Below are 16,364 nucleotides of genomic sequence, written 5' to 3' on the forward strand. Positions count from 1 at the left end.
GTCAACCGCCGCGCGGTCATGGATCAGAACGGGATCTCGTCGTCGAGGTCGGACTTCTTCGAATCCCAGCCACCGCCACGGCCGCCACCGCCGGGACGCTGCCCGCCGCCGCCCTCGTAGCCGCCGCGCGAAGGCCCGCCGGACGGGCGTTCGGCATAGCCGCCCTCATCGGCGCCGGCCGCGCCGCCGCGCCCGCCGACAAGTTGCAGCTCGCCGCGATACTGCCGCAGCACGATCTCGGTGGTGTAGCGGTCCTGCCCGTCCTGGCCCTGCCATTTCCGGGTCTCGATCTGGCCCTCGATGTACACCTCGCTGCCCTTGCGCAGGTACTTCTCGGCCACCTCGCCCAGGCGCTCGTTGAAGATGGCGACGGAGTGCCACTCCGTCCTCTCTTGCTGATTGCCGTCGCGGTCCTTGTATCGCTCGCTGGTTGCAATCCGCAGGTTCACCACCTTGCCGCCGTTCTGGAAGTTGCGGACCTCCGGATCGCGACCGAGCCGCCCGAGAATGATCGCCTTGTTCACGCCAGCCATGCGTCGTCCGTCCCAGGTTTTCCGGTGCGAAGTTCTAGCCTTTCCGGCGCCTCGCGGCCATCCCCGACGCCGATTCCGGCATCCCGGCCCCCTTCCCAAGCGGCCAGGGCGCGGGCATATAGAAAGAGAACATCACCGGAACATACCCGGCCGGCCCAGCCGTGCCGCGCGGAGCCCCAGCATGACCGGCCATATCCGCATCCGCGGCGCGCGCCAGCACAACCTGAAGGACGTGGATCTCGACATCCCGCGCGACACGCTGACGGTCGTGACGGGCCTGTCGGGCTCCGGGAAGTCCTCCCTCGCCTTCGACACGATCTACGCCGAGGGCCAGCGGCGCTACGTCGAATCGCTCTCGGCCTATGCGCGGCAGTTCCTGCAACTGATGCAGAAGCCGGATGTGGACAGCATCGAGGGCCTCTCGCCCGCCATCTCGATCGAGCAGAAGACCACGTCCCACAACCCGCGCTCCACCGTCGGCACGGTCACGGAGATCCACGACTACATGCGCCTGCTCTGGGCGCGCGTCGGCGTGCCCTATTCGCCCGCCACCGGCCTGCCGATCGAGGCGCAGACCGTCTCCCAGATGGTGGACCGCGTGATGGCCATGCCAGAGGGCACGCGCCTGCTGCTGCTTGCCCCCGTGGTGCGCGGCAAGAAGGGCGAGTACCGCAAGGAACTCGCCGAATGGCAGCGGCGCGGATTCGAGCGGGTGAAGATCAACGGCACCCTGCACCAGATCAGCGAGGCCCCGAAGCTCGACAAGAAGCTCAAGCACGACATCGAGATCGTGGTGGACCGAATCGTCGTGCGCGAGGGCGTGGCGCAGCGCCTCGCGGATTCCTTCGAGACGGCGCTCGCCCTCGCCGACGGCATCGCCTATGCCGAGAATGCCGACAGCGGCGAACGCACCGTCTTCAGCGCGAAATTCGCCTGCCCCGTCAGCGGCTTCACCATCGAGGAGATCGAGCCGCGCCTCTTCTCCTTCAACTCGCCGCATGGCGCCTGCCCCGCCTGCGACGGCCTCGGCACGGAATCCTTCTTCGACCCGCAACTGGTCGTGCCGCAGGACGACGTCTCGCTCAAGGACGGCGCGATCCTGCCCTGGACCGGCGCTCAGTCGCCCTACTACACGCAGACGCTCGAAAGCCTGGCGAAGCACTTCAAGTTCGCGATGACGACGCCCTGGCAGGACATCCCGGCCGAGGTGCGCCGGCAGATCCTGTTCGGGACCGGCGATGACGTCGTCACGCTCCGCTACAAGGACGGGCTGCGCGCCTATGAGGTGAAGAAGCCCTTCGAGGGCGTGATCCCGAACCTCGAGCGCCGCTTCAAGGAAACCGACAATCCATGGGTGCGGGAGGACCTGGCCCGCTACCAGGCGGAGAAACCCTGCGCCGCCTGCGGCGGGCACCGCCTCAAGCCGCAGGCGCTGTCCGTGAAGGTGGCGGGCCGGCACATCGGCGAGGTCAGCGAGCTCTCCATCCGCCGCGCGCGCGAATGGTTCGCGACGGTGATGCAGACGCTCACGCCCCAGCGCGCCGAGATCGCCCGCCGCATCCTGCGCGAAATCGAGGAAAGGCTGCAGTTCCTCGTGGATGTCGGCCTCGACTACCTCTCCCTCGGCCGCTCCTCCGCCACGCTCTCGGGCGGCGAATCGCAGCGCATCCGGCTCGCCTCGCAGATCGGCAGCGGACTGACCGGCGTGCTCTACGTGCTGGACGAACCCTCCATCGGCCTGCACCAGCGGGACAACGAACGCCTGCTCGCCACGCTGCGGCGGCTGCGCGACCTCGGCAACACGGTGCTCGTGGTCGAGCATGACGAGGATGCGATCCGCAGCGCCGACCACCTGATCGATATCGGCCCCGCCGCCGGCAAGGGCGGCGGCCGCGTCGTGGCGCAGGGCACGCCTGCGGAAGTCGCCGCGAACCCCGCGAGCCTCACCGGCCAGTACCTCTCGGGCGCGCGCCGCATCGAGGTGCCGGCCAGCCGCCGCAAGCCGGACCGCAGGAAGCAGCTCCGCGTGGTGGGCGCGACCGGCAACAACCTCAAGAACCTCACGGCCGCGATCCCGCTCGGCACCTTCACCTGCATCACCGGGGTCTCGGGTGGCGGCAAGTCCACGCTGGTGGTCGAGACACTCTACAAGGCCGCCGCGCGCCGCCTGATGGGCGCGGCCGAGGTCCCGGCCCCGCATGAGCGCATCGAGGGGCTGGAGCATCTCGACAAAATCATCGACATCGACCAGTCGCCGATCGGCCGCACGCCGCGCTCCAACCCCGCCACCTACACCGGCCTGTTTGCCCCGATCCGCGACTGGTTCGCGGAAATGCCGGAATCCCGCGCGCGCGGCTACAAGCCCGGCCGCTTCTCCTTCAATGTGAAGGGCGGGCGTTGCGAGGCCTGCCAGGGCGACGGCCTCATCAAGATCGAGATGCATTTCCTGCCCGACGTCTACGTCACCTGCGACACCTGCAAGGGCAAGCGCTACAATCGCGAGACGCTGGAGGTGAAGTTCCGCGGCAAGTCCATCGCCGACGTGCTCGACATGACAGTGGACGAGGGCGTGGAGTTCTTCTCCGCCGTGCCCTCCATCCGCGACAAGCTGACCGTGCTGCGCGACGTCGGCCTCGGCTACATCCATCTCGGCCAGCAGGCCACGACGCTGAGCGGCGGCGAGGCGCAGCGCATCAAGCTGTCGAAGGAACTCAGCCGCCGCGCCACCGGGCGCACCCTCTACATCCTCGACGAACCCACCACGGGGCTGCATTTCGAGGACGTACGCAAGCTGCTCGAGGTGCTGCACGCGCTGGTGGACCAGGGCAACACCGTGGTGGTGATCGAGCACAACCTCGAAGTCATCAAGACCGCCGACTGGGTGCTCGACCTCGGCCCCGAGGGCGGCGAAGGCGGCGGCCGCCTGGTGGCGGAAGGCACGCCCGAGGACATCGCCGCGGTGGCCGAAAGCCACACCGGCCGTTTCCTCGCCCCGCTGCTCGAACGTGCCGAGACCCCGGCGCGCAAGCGCAGACGGGCCTGACAGGACAGGCGCGCACGCGTCAACGCCATCGCCACGACCGGCGCAGCATCCGTCACACCCCGCCGCGAAGCCCCGCGAGCGTCACCGCCAGCCGGTCGCCGAGGCCCCTTGCGCCGGCATCGCGCCCCGCCGCAAGCCTCGCGAGATCGCGGCGCGCCAGCACCGCCGGCAAGGCGGCGGCGATCGCGGCACGCGGCACGTCGCGCCGCGCCGCGCGCAGCGCCTCCAGCCCCTCCGCCGCAATCTCGCGCAGCAGCCCGGCCAGCGCGGCGCCTCCCGCCCCGCGGATAACCGCCTCCGCGTCCAATCCGGCGCGCGCCAGCCGGTCCCGCGGCAGCAGGCAGCGCCCGCGCGCGGCCTGCGCGCCCAGGCTGCGCAGCACGCCCGCGAGGCCATAGGCCGCACCCAGCCCGCGCAGCACCTCGGCCGCAGCGGGATCCGCGCCGAGCGCCCGGCCCGCCGCCGCGCACCACCCCCCGGCGGTGCCGCGCAGCCAGGCGACGAACTCCTCCTCGCCGGCGATGCCGTCCTCCTCCGCCTCGATCTCGCGCGCATCCACCATGGCCAGCAGCGCATCGGCATCGAGCGCGCCGGCCGCGACGGCCTCGTGCAGCGGGCCCGCCACCTCGTGCCGCCGCGCCGCGGCGCCGCCGCGCGCGCCCTCCACCACCTCGCGCCACCATTGCAGGCGGATCAGCGCCGCCATGGGGTTCGAGGCCGCCTCCCGCGCGCGGGCGAGTTCGTGGTTGAAGGCGATCAGGGCGAAGACCGCCTCGCGCCGCTCCGCCGGGGCGAAGAGCGCGCAGAGGAAGCGGTCCAGGTCGTGGCGGCGCGCGAAGGCGCCGATGGCGGAGAGGCTCACCGCGCCGATATGCGCCCGCGCACCGCCGCGCGAAAGCCCGCCTCCGGTTGACGGCCCTCATCGCCCCGCCTACCTCGGCCGGGTGGCGCGGCCCGCGCTTCGTCCGACGATCGGGAGAGACACCCATGGCCTTCAGCCTGCCCCCGCTGCCCTATTCCACCGGCGCGCTTGCTGCCAACGGCATGTGCCAGGAGACGCTCGAACTCCATCACGGCAAGCACCACAACGCCTATGTCACCGCGCTGAACGGCCTGATCGAGAGCAAGGGCCTCGCCGGCAAGTCGCTCGAGGCCATCTGCGCCGAGGCCGGCAGGCAGGGCGCCGACGGCCTGCCCGTGCTGAACCAGGCCGGCCAGCACTGGAACCACTGCCTGTTCTGGCAGGTCATGACGCCCGGCGGCAGCCATGGCGAGAGCGTCCCGGCCGCGCTGGCCGCGAAGATCGACAGCGACCTCGGCGGCCTCGCCGCCTTCAAGGAGGCCTTCAAGACCGCGGGCGCCACGCAGTTCGGCTCGGGCTGGGCCTGGCTCGTGATCGGCACCGACGGCAAGCTCAAGGTCACCAAGACGCCGAACGGCGCGAACCCGCTCTCGACCGGCGAGGGCCAGCCGATCCTCGGCTGCGACGTGTGGGAGCACGCCTACTACCTCGATTTCCGCAACGTGCGGCCGAACTACCTCGCGAACTTCCTGGACAGGCTGGTGAACTGGGAGGTCGTGGCCGACCTCCTGGCCAAGGGCGGCTTCACCGCCGGCCAGTCGGCCTGATCCGCCCTCACCGCGAATGCGCGAAGGGCGCCGGGAATGATCCCGGCGCCCTTTCTCATGGGGCGAAACCCGCCTGGTTCAGGAGGATTTCTCGTCGTTCGCTGCCTGCGGCTTGATCACGCTGGTGATCGTCCCGCGAACCACCGTCACGCGCACATTCGGCGCGATCTCCGCCTCGATCTCGTCCGAGCCCTCCTTCACCTTGGTGATGGTGGCGACGATCCCGCCCGCGGTCACGATGCGGTCGTTGCGCTTGAGCTGGCCGAGCATCTCCCGATGCTCCTTCATCTTCTTCTGCTGCGGGCGGATCAGCAGGAAGTAGAAGACGACGAAGATCAGCACCAAAGGCAGGAGCTGCATCACGATCCCGGCGCCTCCGGCGGCGTCCTGGGCATAGGCGGGAGAGATCCCGAAGGGGGTCCACATGGGGCTTTGTTCCGTCATCCGGCGTGAAGGCGCGGCAACCTAGCCGCCCGCCCCTTCCCGTCAATAGCATCCCGGCCTATTCCGCCCGCCATGCACGACGCCGACCTGCTCCCCGCCCTGACCCGCATCGCCGAGGCGCTCGAACGCCTCGCCCCGCCGCCTGCCGGCGCCCTCGACCTCACCGCCGCCGATGCCTTCGTCTGGCACCCCGCGCCGCGGCCCCTGCTGGCCCCGGTGCCGCGGGTCGCGGCGGTGCCGATCGGCCTGCTGCGCGGGGTGGACCGGCAGAAGGACCTGCTGCTCGAGAACACGCTGCGCTTCGCGCGCGGCTTCACCGCCAACAACGCGATGCTGTGGGGGGCGCGCGGCACCGGGAAATCCTCCCTGGTCAAGGCCGCGCACGCCGCCGCCAATGCCGAGATCCCGGGCGCGCTCGCGCTGATCGAGATCCATCGCGAGGACATCCGCACCCTGCCCGACCTGCTCGGCCAGCTCCGCGCCCAGCCCCGCCGCTGCCTTGTCTTCTGCGACGACCTCTCCTTCGAGCGCGAGGATTCCGACTACAAGGCGCTGAAATCGGTGCTCGACGGCGGCATCGAGGGCCGCCCGCCGAATGTGCTCTTCTACGCCACCTCGAACCGCCGGCACCTGATGTCGCGCGACATGATCGAGAACGAGCGCAGCACCGCCATCCACGGCAGCGAGGCGATCGAGGAGAAAGTCTCGCTCTCGGACCGCTTCGGCCTCTGGATCGGCTTTCACAACGCCGACCAGGACACCTTCTTCGCCATGGTCGAGGGCTACGCGGCCCATTTCGGCCTACCGGTGCCGCAGGAGGAGCTGCGCGCCCAGGCGGTGGAATGGTCGGTGACGCGCGGCGGGCGCTCGGGCCGCGTCGCCTGGCAGTTCATCCTGGATCTCGCCGGGCGGCTCGGGGTGCGGATCGAGGCCTGACGCCCGCCGCACCGCGGCGCGGCGTCACCCGATCCGGCTGACGCCGCCCATGAACGGCAGCAGCACGTCCGGCACGCGCACGCTGCCATCCGCCTGCTGGTAGGTTTCCAGCACCGCGATCAGCGCGCGCCCCACCGCCACGCCCGAGCCGTTCAGCGTGTGCAGGAAGACATTGCCCTTGCCGTCCTTGGGCTTCATGCGCGCGTTCATCCGCCGCGCCTGGAAGTCCCGGCAGTTGGAGCAGGAGGAGATCTCCCGCCACGCCCCCTGCCCCGGCAGCCAGACCTCGAGGTCGTAGGTCCGCGCGGCGCTGAAGCCGGTGTCGCCGGCGCAGAGGAACACCCGTCGCCAGGTCAGCCCGAGATCGGTCAGCACGCGCTCGGCGCAGCGCGTCATGCGCTCGTGCTCCTCCGCCGAATGCTCGGGCGCGGTGATGGAGACCAGCTCGACCTTCGCGAACTGGTGCTGGCGCAGCATGCCGCGGGTGTCGCGCCCGGCGCTGCCGGCCTCGGAGCGGAAGCAGGGCGTGAGCGCCGTCAGGCGGATCGGCAGCGCCGACTCCGGCAGGATCTCGCCCGCGGCGAAGTTGGTCAGCGGCACCTCGGCTGTCGGGATCAGCCAGCGCCCGTCGGTGGTGCGGAACAGATCCTCCGCGAATTTCGGCAACTGGCCGGTGCCGTGGATGGTCGCATCGTTGACCAGCAGCGGGACCGAGGCCTCGGTGTAGCCATGCGCCTCGGTGTGCAGCGCGAGCATCCACTGCCCGAGCGCGCGCTCGAGCCGCGCCAGCGCCCCCTTCAGCACGGTGAAGCGCGCGCCGGCGAGCTTCGCGGCGGTGCCGAAATCCATCAGCCCGAGCGCCTCGCCGATCTCGAAATGCTGCTTCGGCGTGAAGGGAAAGACCAGCGGCTCGCCGCTCTGGTGCAGCACGACATTGGCCGTCTCGTCGCTGCCCTCGGGCACCTCGGGGTCGAGGATGTTGGGCAGCACTTCGAGCAGCGCCGCTTGCTCCCGCTCGGCCGCAGCGGCGGCGGCGTCGAGCGCGGCCATCTCCTCGCGCAGCGTCACCGCCTCGGCTTCCAGCGCCGCGGTGTCGGCGCCCTGCCGCTTGGCGATGCCGATCTCCTTCGCGATGGCGTTGCGCCGCGCCTGCTTCTCCTGCAGCGCGGTCTGCGCGGCCCGCCGCGCCTCGTCATGGCGCAGGACAGCGGCCGCCGCCGGCGCCAGCCCCCGGCGCGCCAGAGCCGCGTCGAAGGCCGCGGGATCCGCCCGCACCGCCCTGATGTCATGCATGGCCGAAGCCCTCAGTTCTGCTCGGTCTTGGGCGTCATCCAGCGCGCCGCGAGGATCGAGATCTCGTAGAGCAGGATCAGCGGCAGCGCGAGGCCGATCTGGCTGATGATGTCCGGCGGCGTGATCACGGCGGCCACCACGAACATGCCCACGATCGCATAGCGCCGGCCCTTGCGCAGGCTGTCCACGTTCAGGATGCCCACGCGGCAGAGCAGCGTCAGCAGCACCGGAAGTTGGAAGGCGATGCCGAAGGCGAGGATCAGGTGCATCACCAGCGAGAGATACTCGCCCACCTTCGCCTCGAGCTGCACCGGGATGCCGCCCGAGCCCGGCGGCGTCTCGAAGGAGATGAAGAAGCTCCAGGCCAGCGGGAAGATGAAGTAGTAGACCATCGCCGCGCCCAGCACGAAGAGGAATGGCGAGGCGATCAGGAAGGGCAGGATCGCCCGCTTCTCGCTGCGGTAGAGGCCGGGTGCGACGAACAGCCAGAGCTGCGTCGCCCACATCGGGAAGGAGAAGAACACCGCCCCGAAGAAGGCGACCTTCAGGTAGGTGAAGAAGGCCTCGTAGAGCGCGGTGTAGATCATCCGCCGCTCTCCGCCGCCGGGCTGCGCGGCCAGGATGTCGGCCAGCGGGCGGGCCAGGAAGCCGTAGATCTGCTGCGCGAAGTAGTAGCAGACCGCGAAGCACAGGATGAAGGCGCCGATCGACCACAGGAGCCGCTGCCGCAGCTCCTTCAGGTGGTCCATCAACGGCATGGGCTTGTCGTTGATGGGATCGTCGTCGGTGTCGGTGTCGCGGGGCAAGGACCCGGTTCCCCTCAAACGCTCGGGGTGGTGCCGGCGGGCTTCGCGGCGGCGCTCTGGGCTGGCGGGACGAAGGCGGGTGCGGGCGGCGCCTCGGCCACGGGCGCGGGCGGCGGCGGGGGCGGCGGCGCCCAGCGCGCCACCTCGGGCGGCACGAAGGCCGGCGCGTTCTCCGGCACCGGCGGGGGCTCATAGCTCGGCGGCGTGTAGCTGCTGCCGGCCATCGGGTCCTCGAAGGCCTTGCGCACCGTGCCGTCGGCGTCCACCGCCTTCTCGATCTCGCCCTTGAGGTCGAAGTTGCGGATGTCGCTGATCGTGTTGCGCACGTCCGCGATCTGGTTGCGCACATCCTCGAGCTTCGCCTCGCGCACCAGCTCGTCGGCCTGCTGCTGGAACTCCGCCACCTTGCGGCGCAGCGACTGGATGCCCTTCGCGACGCCCTTGATGGCGTCGGGCAGGTCCTTGGGGCCGATGACGACGAGCGCCACCACGGCAATCAAGGCGATCTCCGACCAGGCGAGGTCCAGCATGGGTCCCTTCATCCCCCGGCGCGACTGCCGGCGGGGCAGCCCCGTTAGCAGGAAGCCGGCACGCCGCCAATGCGGCGCACTTTATCTAGGAAGCCTCGAGGGGAAAGACGAAGGCCCGCTCGGGGTCCAGGCCGACCGTTACGCGATCGCCCCGGGCGAGGCGCCGGCCCGCCTGCAGCCGGGCATGCAGGTGCAGCACGCCGCCCTGCCCGTCCGGCAGCGCCAGGTGGACCATGGTGCTCGCCCCGAGCAGGCGGCAGGCCTCGACCTCCGCGACCTCCCCTTCGAGGCTGCCGAGGCAGAGCCCCTCGGGCCGGACCAGGACCTCGGCGGCGGTGGCCTCGGCCAGGCCCTTCGCCGGCAGGCTGCCCAGGGCGGTCTCCGCCCGGCCCTCGCGCACCCGGGCGGGCAGGCGGTTCACCTCGCCGAGGAAGGTCGCGACATAGCGGTCGGCCGGGGAGAAATAGAGCGCCTCGGGCGTGCCGAGCTGCAGGATCCGCCCCTCCCGCATCAGCGCGATGCGGTCGGCCATGAACATCGCCTCCTCCGAATCGTGGGTGACGAGCAGGGTGGCGATCCCGGCAGTCTGGAGCACGTGCAGCGTGTCGTCGCGCACCTGCTCGCGCAGCCGCGTGTCCAGGCTCGCGAAGGCCTCATCGAGCAACAGCACCGAGGGCAGCGGCGCGAGCGCGCGCGCCAGCGCCACCCGCTGCTGCTGCCCGCCCGAGAGCATGTGCGGGAAGGCATCCCGGTGCGAGGTCAGCCCGACGCGCTCCAGCGCATCGGCGACCCGCGCCGCCCTTTCGCCGCGGGCCGCGAAGCGCAGCCCGAAGGCGACGTTCTCCGCCACCGTGAGGTGGGGAAACAGCGCGTAGTCCTGGAACACGAAGCCCACGCCGCGGCGCTCGGGCGGCACCTCCCGCCCCGGCTCCGCGATGACCTGCCCGCCCAGTTCGATCCGCCCCTCCTGCAGGGGCTCGAGCCCGGCGGCAAGGCGCAGCAGCGTCGTCTTGCCGCAGCCCGAGGCGCCGAGCAGGCAGACGATCTCCCCCGGCGCGACCGTCAGGTCCACGCCCTTGAGCACCTGGTTCGCGCCATAGGCATGGCGCACGCCGCGAAAGACCAGCGTCATGGCCGCCCCTGGCGCGCGGGCCGCGAAAGCCTCATGCCTCCCCTGCCCTCCCGCCGGGCGCGGGCGCATCGCCGTCCTCCGCGCCGGACGGCGCCCCGGGGGCGAGGCCGGGCAGGGCGGGGCCGGTCTCGGCGGTCACCAACTCCTCCTTGCGCGGCAGGTCGCCCAGGGATTTCAGCGCAAACTGCTCGAGGAATTTGGGCGTCGTCCCCCACAGCGTGGGCCGGCCCGGCACCTCGCGCCGCCCGCGCGGGGCGATCAGGCCGAGTTCCAGCAGCGCCTCGAGCGTCGTCTGCGCGAGCGCCGCGCCGCGGATCTCCTCGATCTCGCCGCGGGTGCAGGGCTGGTGGTAGGCGACGATGGACAGCGCCTCCATCGCCGCGCGGGGCAGCCGGCGCGGTGCCTGCACCACCTTGGTCAGCCGTGGCGCGAGGTCGGGCGCGGTGCGGAAGGCCCAGCCGCCCGCGACCTCGGCCAGCACCACGCCGCGCCCCTCGCAGGCCTCGGCCAGTGCGGCCATCACGGCGGCAGGCGACAGCCCGCCGGGCAGAACGGCGGCGAGCATGGCCGGCGAGACCGGGCGGTCCGAGGCGAAGACCAGGGCTTCCGCGAGCCGCACCGCCTCGGCCAGCAGCGCCGGATCGGCCGGGGCCTCCCCGGTCGCGGCGGCGTCGCCGGCCCCCTCCCCGGCAGCGCCGCCGTCGCCAGCGCCCGGCGCCTCGCCGCCGCCATCGGCCTCGGCGGCGGCGCCGGGCGCCACCCCGTCCGGCTCGGCGGGCATGGGCGGCAGGGCCTCGGGCTCGGCGGGCGGCCCGGACGGCGTCCCCTGCTCCTCAGCCTGCTGGTTGGTCATCCGCGGCATCCTCCTCCGGCCGGCGGCGCACCAGGATCGGGCCGAAGGCCTCCTCCTGGCGCAACTCGATGCCGCCGCCGCGGGCCATCTCCAAGCCTGCCACGAGCGTGCTGGCAAGGGCCGCCCGCCGCTCGAGCGGATCGAGGATCGTCTCCGGCAGGAAGCCCTGCAGCACGGACCAGGAGGGCAGCGCGCCGACCAGCCGGCCGAGCCGCTCCAGCGCCTCCTGCACGGTGAACAGCTTGCGCGGCTTGGGCCGGTAGGGGCGCCGCGCCAGCGCCCGCCGCCGCGCCGCCACATAGGCCTGCAGCAGCGAGGGCAGGTCGGCATGCAGGCCGGAGCGGTCCTCGACGCGCAGGCTCTCGGGCGCGCCGCGCGGGAAGACATCGTGGCCCAGCCAGGGGCGGCGGTTGAGCCACAACGCCGCGGCCCGCATCCGCTCCAGTTCCGCCAGCCTCTCGGTCAGCGTCTCGGCCAGCGCCTCGGCATCCTCGCCCTCGGCCTGATCGGGCGGCACGAGCAGGCGCGATTTCAGCCAGGCGAGCCAGGCGGCCATCACCAGCCAGTCGGCGGCGAGTTCGAGGCGCACCCTGCGCGCGCCCTCGATCACGGCGAGATACTGGTCCACCAGCGCCACGATCGAGATGCGGGCGATGTCCACCTTCTGCGCCCGCGCGAGTTCGAGCAGCAGATCGAGCGGCCCCTCGAACCCGTCCAGCCGCAGGTGCAGCGACTCGCTCACCGCCCGATGCCTCCATGCCCGGCGAGCCACAGCACGGTATCGAAGACCGGCGCGACGATGCCGCGGACGAACCACCCCATGGGGTCCCAGGCCGGCACGGCCATGGGCAGGACGAAAAGGCCCAGGATGACGATCAGGAGTCCATAGGGCTCGACACGCGCCAGCGCGATGGCCGGCCCGCGCGGCAGCAGCCCCACCATGATCCGCCCGCCGTCGAGCGGCGGCAGCGGGATCAGGTTGAACAGCCCGAGCACCAGATTCGCGAGCATGGACAGCGCCACGAAGCGCAGCAGGAAGCCCGTCGCCTCGGGCCCCAGCATGGCCTGCCCGCCGATCACCGCATGGGCCAGCAGCGCCGAGGCGAAGGCCAGCACGGCATTCACCGCCGGCCCCGCGGCCGCCACCAGCACCATCCCCATCCGCGGGTCGCGCAGGCGCCAGATGTCCACCGGCACCGGCTTGGCCCAGCCGAACAGCCCCTGGATCTGGCCGATGGTCAGCAACTGGCCCAGGATCATCACCCCCGGCACCAGCAGCGTGCCCACCGGGTCCACATGGCGGAAGGGATTGAGGCTGATCCGCCCCATCCGCTCGGCCGTGTCGTCCCCGAGCGCGCGCGCGGCATAGCCATGCGCCGCCTCGTGCAGGGTGATGGCGAGGACCACGGCGATCACCGCCGCGGCCACCTCCGGCAGCCAGGCGGGCATCAGGCGGGCCGGGCCGTCGGGTCGTCGCCCGCCACCGCCGCGGGGGCGCGCAGCGCGGCGTCGCGCAGCGCCCGCAGACGCGCCGGGTCGCGGTCACGCAGCGCATCCCGGGCGAGACGCGCCGCCGCAAGCCGTTCCGCCGCGCGGTCGGTCAGCGCCGGGCAGTCGGCCAGCACCGCCGCGCTGTCCGCCAAGCGGCCCGTGCAATGCAGCACGATGTCGCAGCCGGCCGAGAGCGCCGCCGCCGCCAGATCGTTCGAGGCGCCCTTGAGTGCCCCCATGGCGAGATCGTCCGTCACCAGCACGCCGTCGAACCCCACCTCGCCGCGGATGATGTCCCCTATCACGGCGGGGGAGATGGTGGCAGGCCGCGCCGCATCCCAGGCCTCGTAGAGCACATGCGCGGTCATCGCCCAGGCGCCGGAGGCCGCCAGCGCCCGGAAGGGCAGGAGATCATCGGCCAGCGCCGCGCGGGGCGCGCCGACCCGCGGCAGTTCGTGGTGGCTGTCGGCCGTTGCGCGCCCATGCCCGGGAATGTGCTTGATGACCGGGATCGCGCCGCCGGCCTGCAGCCCCGCCGCGAAGGCCGCGCCGCAGCGCGCGACCTCGGCCGGATCGGCCGAGAAGGCGCGGTCCCCGATCACGCCATGCGCGCCGGGGATCCGGAGGTCGAGCACCGGCGCGCAGACCACGTCGAGTCCCGCCGCGGCGCAGGCGGCCCCGAGCAGCAGCGCATTGGCCAGGATGGCCGGCGCCGGCGCGCCCTCCAGCGCGGCGGCGGGCGGCCAGGCCTCCCATGCGGGCGGCCTCAGCCGGGCCACACGGCCGCCTTCCTGGTCCACCAGCACCGGCGCCTCGGCGCCGAGGATGGCGCGGACCTCCTCCGTCAGCGCCCGGAGCTGGGCGGCATCCACGACGTTGCGGGCGAAGAGGATGACGCCGAGCGGCCGTCGCGCGCGCAGCAGGGCGGCCTCCTCGGCCGAGAGCCGCGGCCCGGAGAGCCCGATGATCGCCGCGCGCGGGGTCATGCGCGGGCCGTGACGCGCAGGCTGGCCGCCCGACGCCGGCGCGGACGCCCTGCCCGGAGCGTCAGCGCACCACGAGGCAAGGAATCCGCTCGGCGCGCAGGCGCTCGCAATACTCGCGGGCGGAGGCGATGTCCGCGAAGCCACCGGTGCGCAGGCGGAAGAGCGGCGGCTGACCCTCCCGCTCGAACCGCACCACCTGCGGCCGGAAGGCGCCGAGCAGGTCGGGATGCCGCCGCGCGAGGCGGTCCCATTCCGCGCGCGCCGCCTCCTCCGAGGTCAGCGCGCCAAGCTGGATGCGAATCGCGCCATTCGGCGCGGGCGCGACACGCGCGGGCGGCGCGGCGGCCGGCGCCGTGGCGGGAGCGGGAGCGGGTGCCGCCTGCGGCGGCGCCTCGGCGGCCGGGGCGCGGGCGGGGGCCGAGGGCGCCGGCGCGGCAACCGGCGGCGGCTGCGCCACCTGGGCGCGCAGCGCGTCGATGCGCGGCGCCTCGGGCTCCGGCGCGAGGCGCGCGGGCGGCGGCTGCGCGGTGCTGCCGCGGCTGCGCTCGAAGATCAGCTCGTCCTGGTTCGGCACGCGCAGCCCGCCGGGATCGTCCGGGCGCACCTTGAAGGGGCGCGCATCGGCCTCGATCAGCGGCACCGTCCGCGCGCCGCCGCGCGAAAGGCCCCAGGCGATCGCGCCGCCCGCCACCAGCATCGCCGCCAGCCCGCCGCCCACCGCGATCATCCGCCAGGGCGGCCCGCCGCCATGCGACGGCCGCATGCGATAGGACGGCACCGGAATGTCTGTCACGCCCCACCCCCTGGGGCCCGACCCCCGGCCCCGTCAGCGCATCTCCTCCACGGGCGTCACCCCCATGACGCCAAGGCCCGAGCGGATCACCGTCGCGGTCGCCGCGACGAGGGCCAGCCGGGCCCGGGTCGCCTCCGGTTCCTCCGCGCGGATGAAGCGCAGCGTCGAATCGTCGCGACCACGGTTCCACAATACATGAAAGTCCGCGGCCAAGTCTTGGAGAAAGAACGCGATCCGGTGCGGCTCACGGGCTGCCGCGGCGGCCTCCACCGTCCGTGGCCATGCTGCGATGCGGCGAATGAGCGCCATCTCCGCCGGATCGGTCAGCGCCGCGAGCGGGGCCGAGGCCAGCTCCGCCGCCTTCGGGTCCCCCGCCTGGCGCAGCACGGAGCGGCAGCGCGCATGCGCGTACTGCACGTAGAACACCGGATTGTCGCGCGTCTGCTCGACCACCTTGTCGAGGTCGAACTCCATCTGCGCGTCGGACTTGCGGGTGAGCATGGTGAAGCGCACCGCGTCGCGCCCCACCTCCTCGATCAGGTCGCGCAGCGTGACGTAGGTGCCGGCGCGCTTGGACATGCGCACCGGTTCGCCCGCCTTCATCACGTGCACGATCTGGCAGAGCACCACCTCGAGCGGCACCTTGCCGTCCGAGAGCGCGCGCACCGCCGCCTGCATCCGGTTCACGTAGCCGCCGTGATCGGCGCCCCAGACATCGATCAGCAGCGCGTGGCCGCGCGCGATCTTGTCGGCATGGCAGGCGATGTCGTTGGCGAAGTAGGTGTTCGTCCCGTCCGACTTGCGCAACGGACGGTCCACGTCGTCGCCGAAATCGGTCGCGCGGAACAGTGTCTGCGCGCGCGGCTCCCAGTCCTCGGGCGTCTTGCCCTTGGGCGGCTCGAGCACGCCCTCGTAGATCAGCCCCTTGTCCTGCAGCAGCCTGACCGCGCCTTCCACCGCGCCGGCCTCGACCAGCGCGCGCTCGGAGAGGAACACGTCCTGCGTCACGCCGAGCAGCGCGAGATCCTCGCGGATCTCGGCCATCATCATCGCCACCGCCGTCTCGCGCGCGGTGTCGAGCCAGGCCGTGCGGACCAGCCAGCCGCGCTCGAGCGCCGGGGCGAAGACCGAGACGGTCTCCTCGGAGGGCGGGGCGCCGGCCTCGATCCGCTGCGGCATCATGCTCGCGCCGTGGCGCTCGGCCAGCGCCTCGCCCACCGCGACGAGGTAGTCGCCGCGATACTGCAGCGTGACGCCGAAGCGCCGCTCGGCGGCTTCGGCGTTCCACTCGTCGGCGTCGAGCGTGACCGCGCGCAGGTAGCGCCAATAGGCCGCCCAGCCGAGGGCGGCGACCTGGTTGCCCGCGTCGTTGACGTAGTATTCCTTGGTCACCGCGAAGCCCGCCTTGGCAAGCAGGTTGGCGAGCGCATCGCCCACCACAGCGCCGCGGCAATGGCCCACATGCATCGGCCCGGTCGGGTTGGCCGAGACGTATTCCACATTCACCTTGAGCCCGCCGCCGAGCGTGCTGTCGCCAAAGGCCTCGCCCGCGCGCAGCACGGCGGGGATCTGGGCGCGCAGGAAATCCTCGCGCAGACGGAGGTTCACGAAGCCCGGCCCGGCCGGCGCGGCCTCGGCCACCATCGGCAGGGCGAGCAGCCGCTCGGCCAGCGCCGCGGCGAGTTTCGGCGGCGGCATCCGGGCAGGCTTCGCCGCCACCAGCGCGGCGTTGGTCGCCATGTCGCCATGGGCGGCCTCGCGCGGCGGCTCGACCTGCACGCGCGCCAGCGTCTCGGCCGGCAGGTCGGGCACCAGGGCGGCCAGCGCGCCGCGCACCTCCTGCGCCAGCAGGGTGAAGATGTTCTCGGTCATGGGGACTCGGCAGTTCGGATCGG

The 16,364-nt window shown here is 72.4% G+C and carries 16 protein-coding genes; 3 read left to right on the plus strand and 13 right to left on the minus strand.

All coding sequences use genetic code 11. From position 1 onward, the window contains the following. Nucleotides 1-23: 23 nt before the first annotated feature. A complete protein-coding gene (gene ssb, locus FHS88_RS10135; RefSeq protein ID WP_184484195.1) occupies nucleotides 24-533 on the minus strand; it encodes a single-stranded DNA-binding protein in 510 nt (169 codons plus the stop codon). A gap of 181 nt (nucleotides 534-714) precedes the next feature. Here ssb and uvrA point away from each other — a divergent pair, with 181 nt between their 5' ends. Beyond that, nucleotides 715-3,576 (plus strand): excinuclease ABC subunit UvrA, encoded by a 2,862-nt coding sequence (gene uvrA / locus FHS88_RS10140; RefSeq protein ID WP_184484197.1) that lies wholly within the window; start codon nucleotides 715-717, stop codon nucleotides 3,574-3,576. Between the two features lie 52 nt (nucleotides 3,577-3,628). On the opposite strand, the gene FHS88_RS10145 is transcribed toward uvrA, so the two are convergent. Next, nucleotides 3,629-4,438 carry a squalene/phytoene synthase family protein gene (locus FHS88_RS10145; protein WP_338146511.1) on the minus strand — a complete coding sequence of 270 codons (810 nt, stop codon included), beginning with the start codon at nucleotides 4,436-4,438 and terminating at the stop codon, nucleotides 3,629-3,631. Nucleotides 4,439-4,563: 125 nt separating this feature from the next. Between FHS88_RS10145 and FHS88_RS10150 the strand changes: the two genes are divergently transcribed. Then, nucleotides 4,564-5,205, plus strand: coding sequence for a superoxide dismutase (locus FHS88_RS10150; RefSeq protein WP_184484199.1), 642 nt, complete (start codon nucleotides 4,564-4,566; stop codon nucleotides 5,203-5,205). Nucleotides 5,206-5,283: 78 nt separating this feature from the next. Here the strand turns inward: FHS88_RS10150 and yajC are convergent, their stop codons facing one another. Further along, nucleotides 5,284-5,631 (minus strand): preprotein translocase subunit YajC, encoded by a 348-nt coding sequence (gene yajC / locus FHS88_RS10155; protein WP_184484201.1) that lies wholly within the window; start codon nucleotides 5,629-5,631, stop codon nucleotides 5,284-5,286. 90 nt (nucleotides 5,632-5,721) lie between these two features. Between yajC and FHS88_RS10160 the strand changes: the two genes are divergently transcribed. Further along, nucleotides 5,722-6,585: an ATP-binding protein gene (locus FHS88_RS10160; protein WP_184484203.1), complete on the plus strand. Its 864-nt coding sequence runs from the start codon at nucleotides 5,722-5,724 to the stop codon at nucleotides 6,583-6,585. 24 nt (nucleotides 6,586-6,609) lie between these two features. Here the strand turns inward: FHS88_RS10160 and serS are convergent, their stop codons facing one another. The 10 genes from serS to FHS88_RS10210 form a co-directional block, all read right to left on the minus strand. Continuing rightward, complete coding sequence (gene serS / locus FHS88_RS10165; RefSeq protein WP_184484205.1) at nucleotides 6,610-7,878, minus strand: serine--tRNA ligase; 1,269 nt, start codon at nucleotides 7,876-7,878, stop codon at nucleotides 6,610-6,612. An 11-nt stretch (nucleotides 7,879-7,889) separates the two neighbouring features. Beyond that, nucleotides 7,890-8,684, minus strand: a complete 795-nt coding sequence (gene tatC, locus FHS88_RS10170; protein ID WP_408902379.1) for a twin-arginine translocase subunit TatC — start codon at nucleotides 8,682-8,684, stop codon at nucleotides 7,890-7,892. 14 nt (nucleotides 8,685-8,698) lie between these two features. Then, nucleotides 8,699-9,214: a Sec-independent protein translocase protein TatB gene (gene tatB, locus FHS88_RS10175; RefSeq protein ID WP_184484207.1), complete on the minus strand. Its 516-nt coding sequence runs from the start codon at nucleotides 9,212-9,214 to the stop codon at nucleotides 8,699-8,701. A gap of 85 nt (nucleotides 9,215-9,299) precedes the next feature. Beyond that, nucleotides 9,300-10,346 carry an ABC transporter ATP-binding protein gene (locus FHS88_RS10180; protein WP_184484209.1) on the minus strand — a complete coding sequence of 349 codons (1,047 nt, stop codon included), beginning with the start codon at nucleotides 10,344-10,346 and terminating at the stop codon, nucleotides 9,300-9,302. A 31-nt stretch (nucleotides 10,347-10,377) separates the two neighbouring features. Beyond that, a complete protein-coding gene (gene scpB / locus FHS88_RS10185) occupies nucleotides 10,378-11,199 on the minus strand; it encodes an SMC-Scp complex subunit ScpB (protein ID WP_408902380.1) in 822 nt (273 codons plus the stop codon). After that, nucleotides 11,180-11,941 (minus strand): segregation and condensation protein A, encoded by a 762-nt coding sequence (locus FHS88_RS10190; RefSeq protein ID WP_338146512.1) that lies wholly within the window; start codon nucleotides 11,939-11,941, stop codon nucleotides 11,180-11,182. Before FHS88_RS10190 ends, scpB begins: the two co-directional genes overlap by 20 nt. Further along, the gene (locus tag FHS88_RS10195) at nucleotides 11,938-12,648 is read right to left on the minus strand and encodes a site-2 protease family protein (protein WP_184484213.1); all 711 of its coding nucleotides are present in this window, start codon (nucleotides 12,646-12,648) and stop codon (nucleotides 11,938-11,940) included. The genes FHS88_RS10190 and FHS88_RS10195 overlap by 4 nt, the downstream gene beginning before the upstream one ends. Further along, nucleotides 12,648-13,676, minus strand: coding sequence for a beta-N-acetylhexosaminidase (gene nagZ / locus FHS88_RS10200; protein WP_184484215.1), 1,029 nt, complete (start codon nucleotides 13,674-13,676; stop codon nucleotides 12,648-12,650). Before nagZ ends, FHS88_RS10195 begins: the two co-directional genes overlap by 1 nt. 61 nt (nucleotides 13,677-13,737) lie before the next feature. Beyond that, on the minus strand, nucleotides 13,738-14,469 hold the full coding sequence (locus FHS88_RS10205; protein WP_184484217.1) for an SPOR domain-containing protein: 732 nt from the start codon (nucleotides 14,467-14,469) through the stop codon (nucleotides 13,738-13,740). A gap of 33 nt (nucleotides 14,470-14,502) precedes the next feature. Continuing rightward, nucleotides 14,503-16,341, minus strand: coding sequence for an arginine--tRNA ligase (locus tag FHS88_RS10210; protein ID WP_184484219.1), 1,839 nt, complete (start codon nucleotides 16,339-16,341; stop codon nucleotides 14,503-14,505). Nucleotides 16,342-16,364 lie beyond the last annotated feature (23 nt).

It is taken from the genome of Neoroseomonas alkaliterrae, from assembly GCF_014199195.1.
Lineage (GTDB): Bacteria > Pseudomonadota > Alphaproteobacteria > Acetobacterales > Acetobacteraceae > Neoroseomonas > Neoroseomonas alkaliterrae.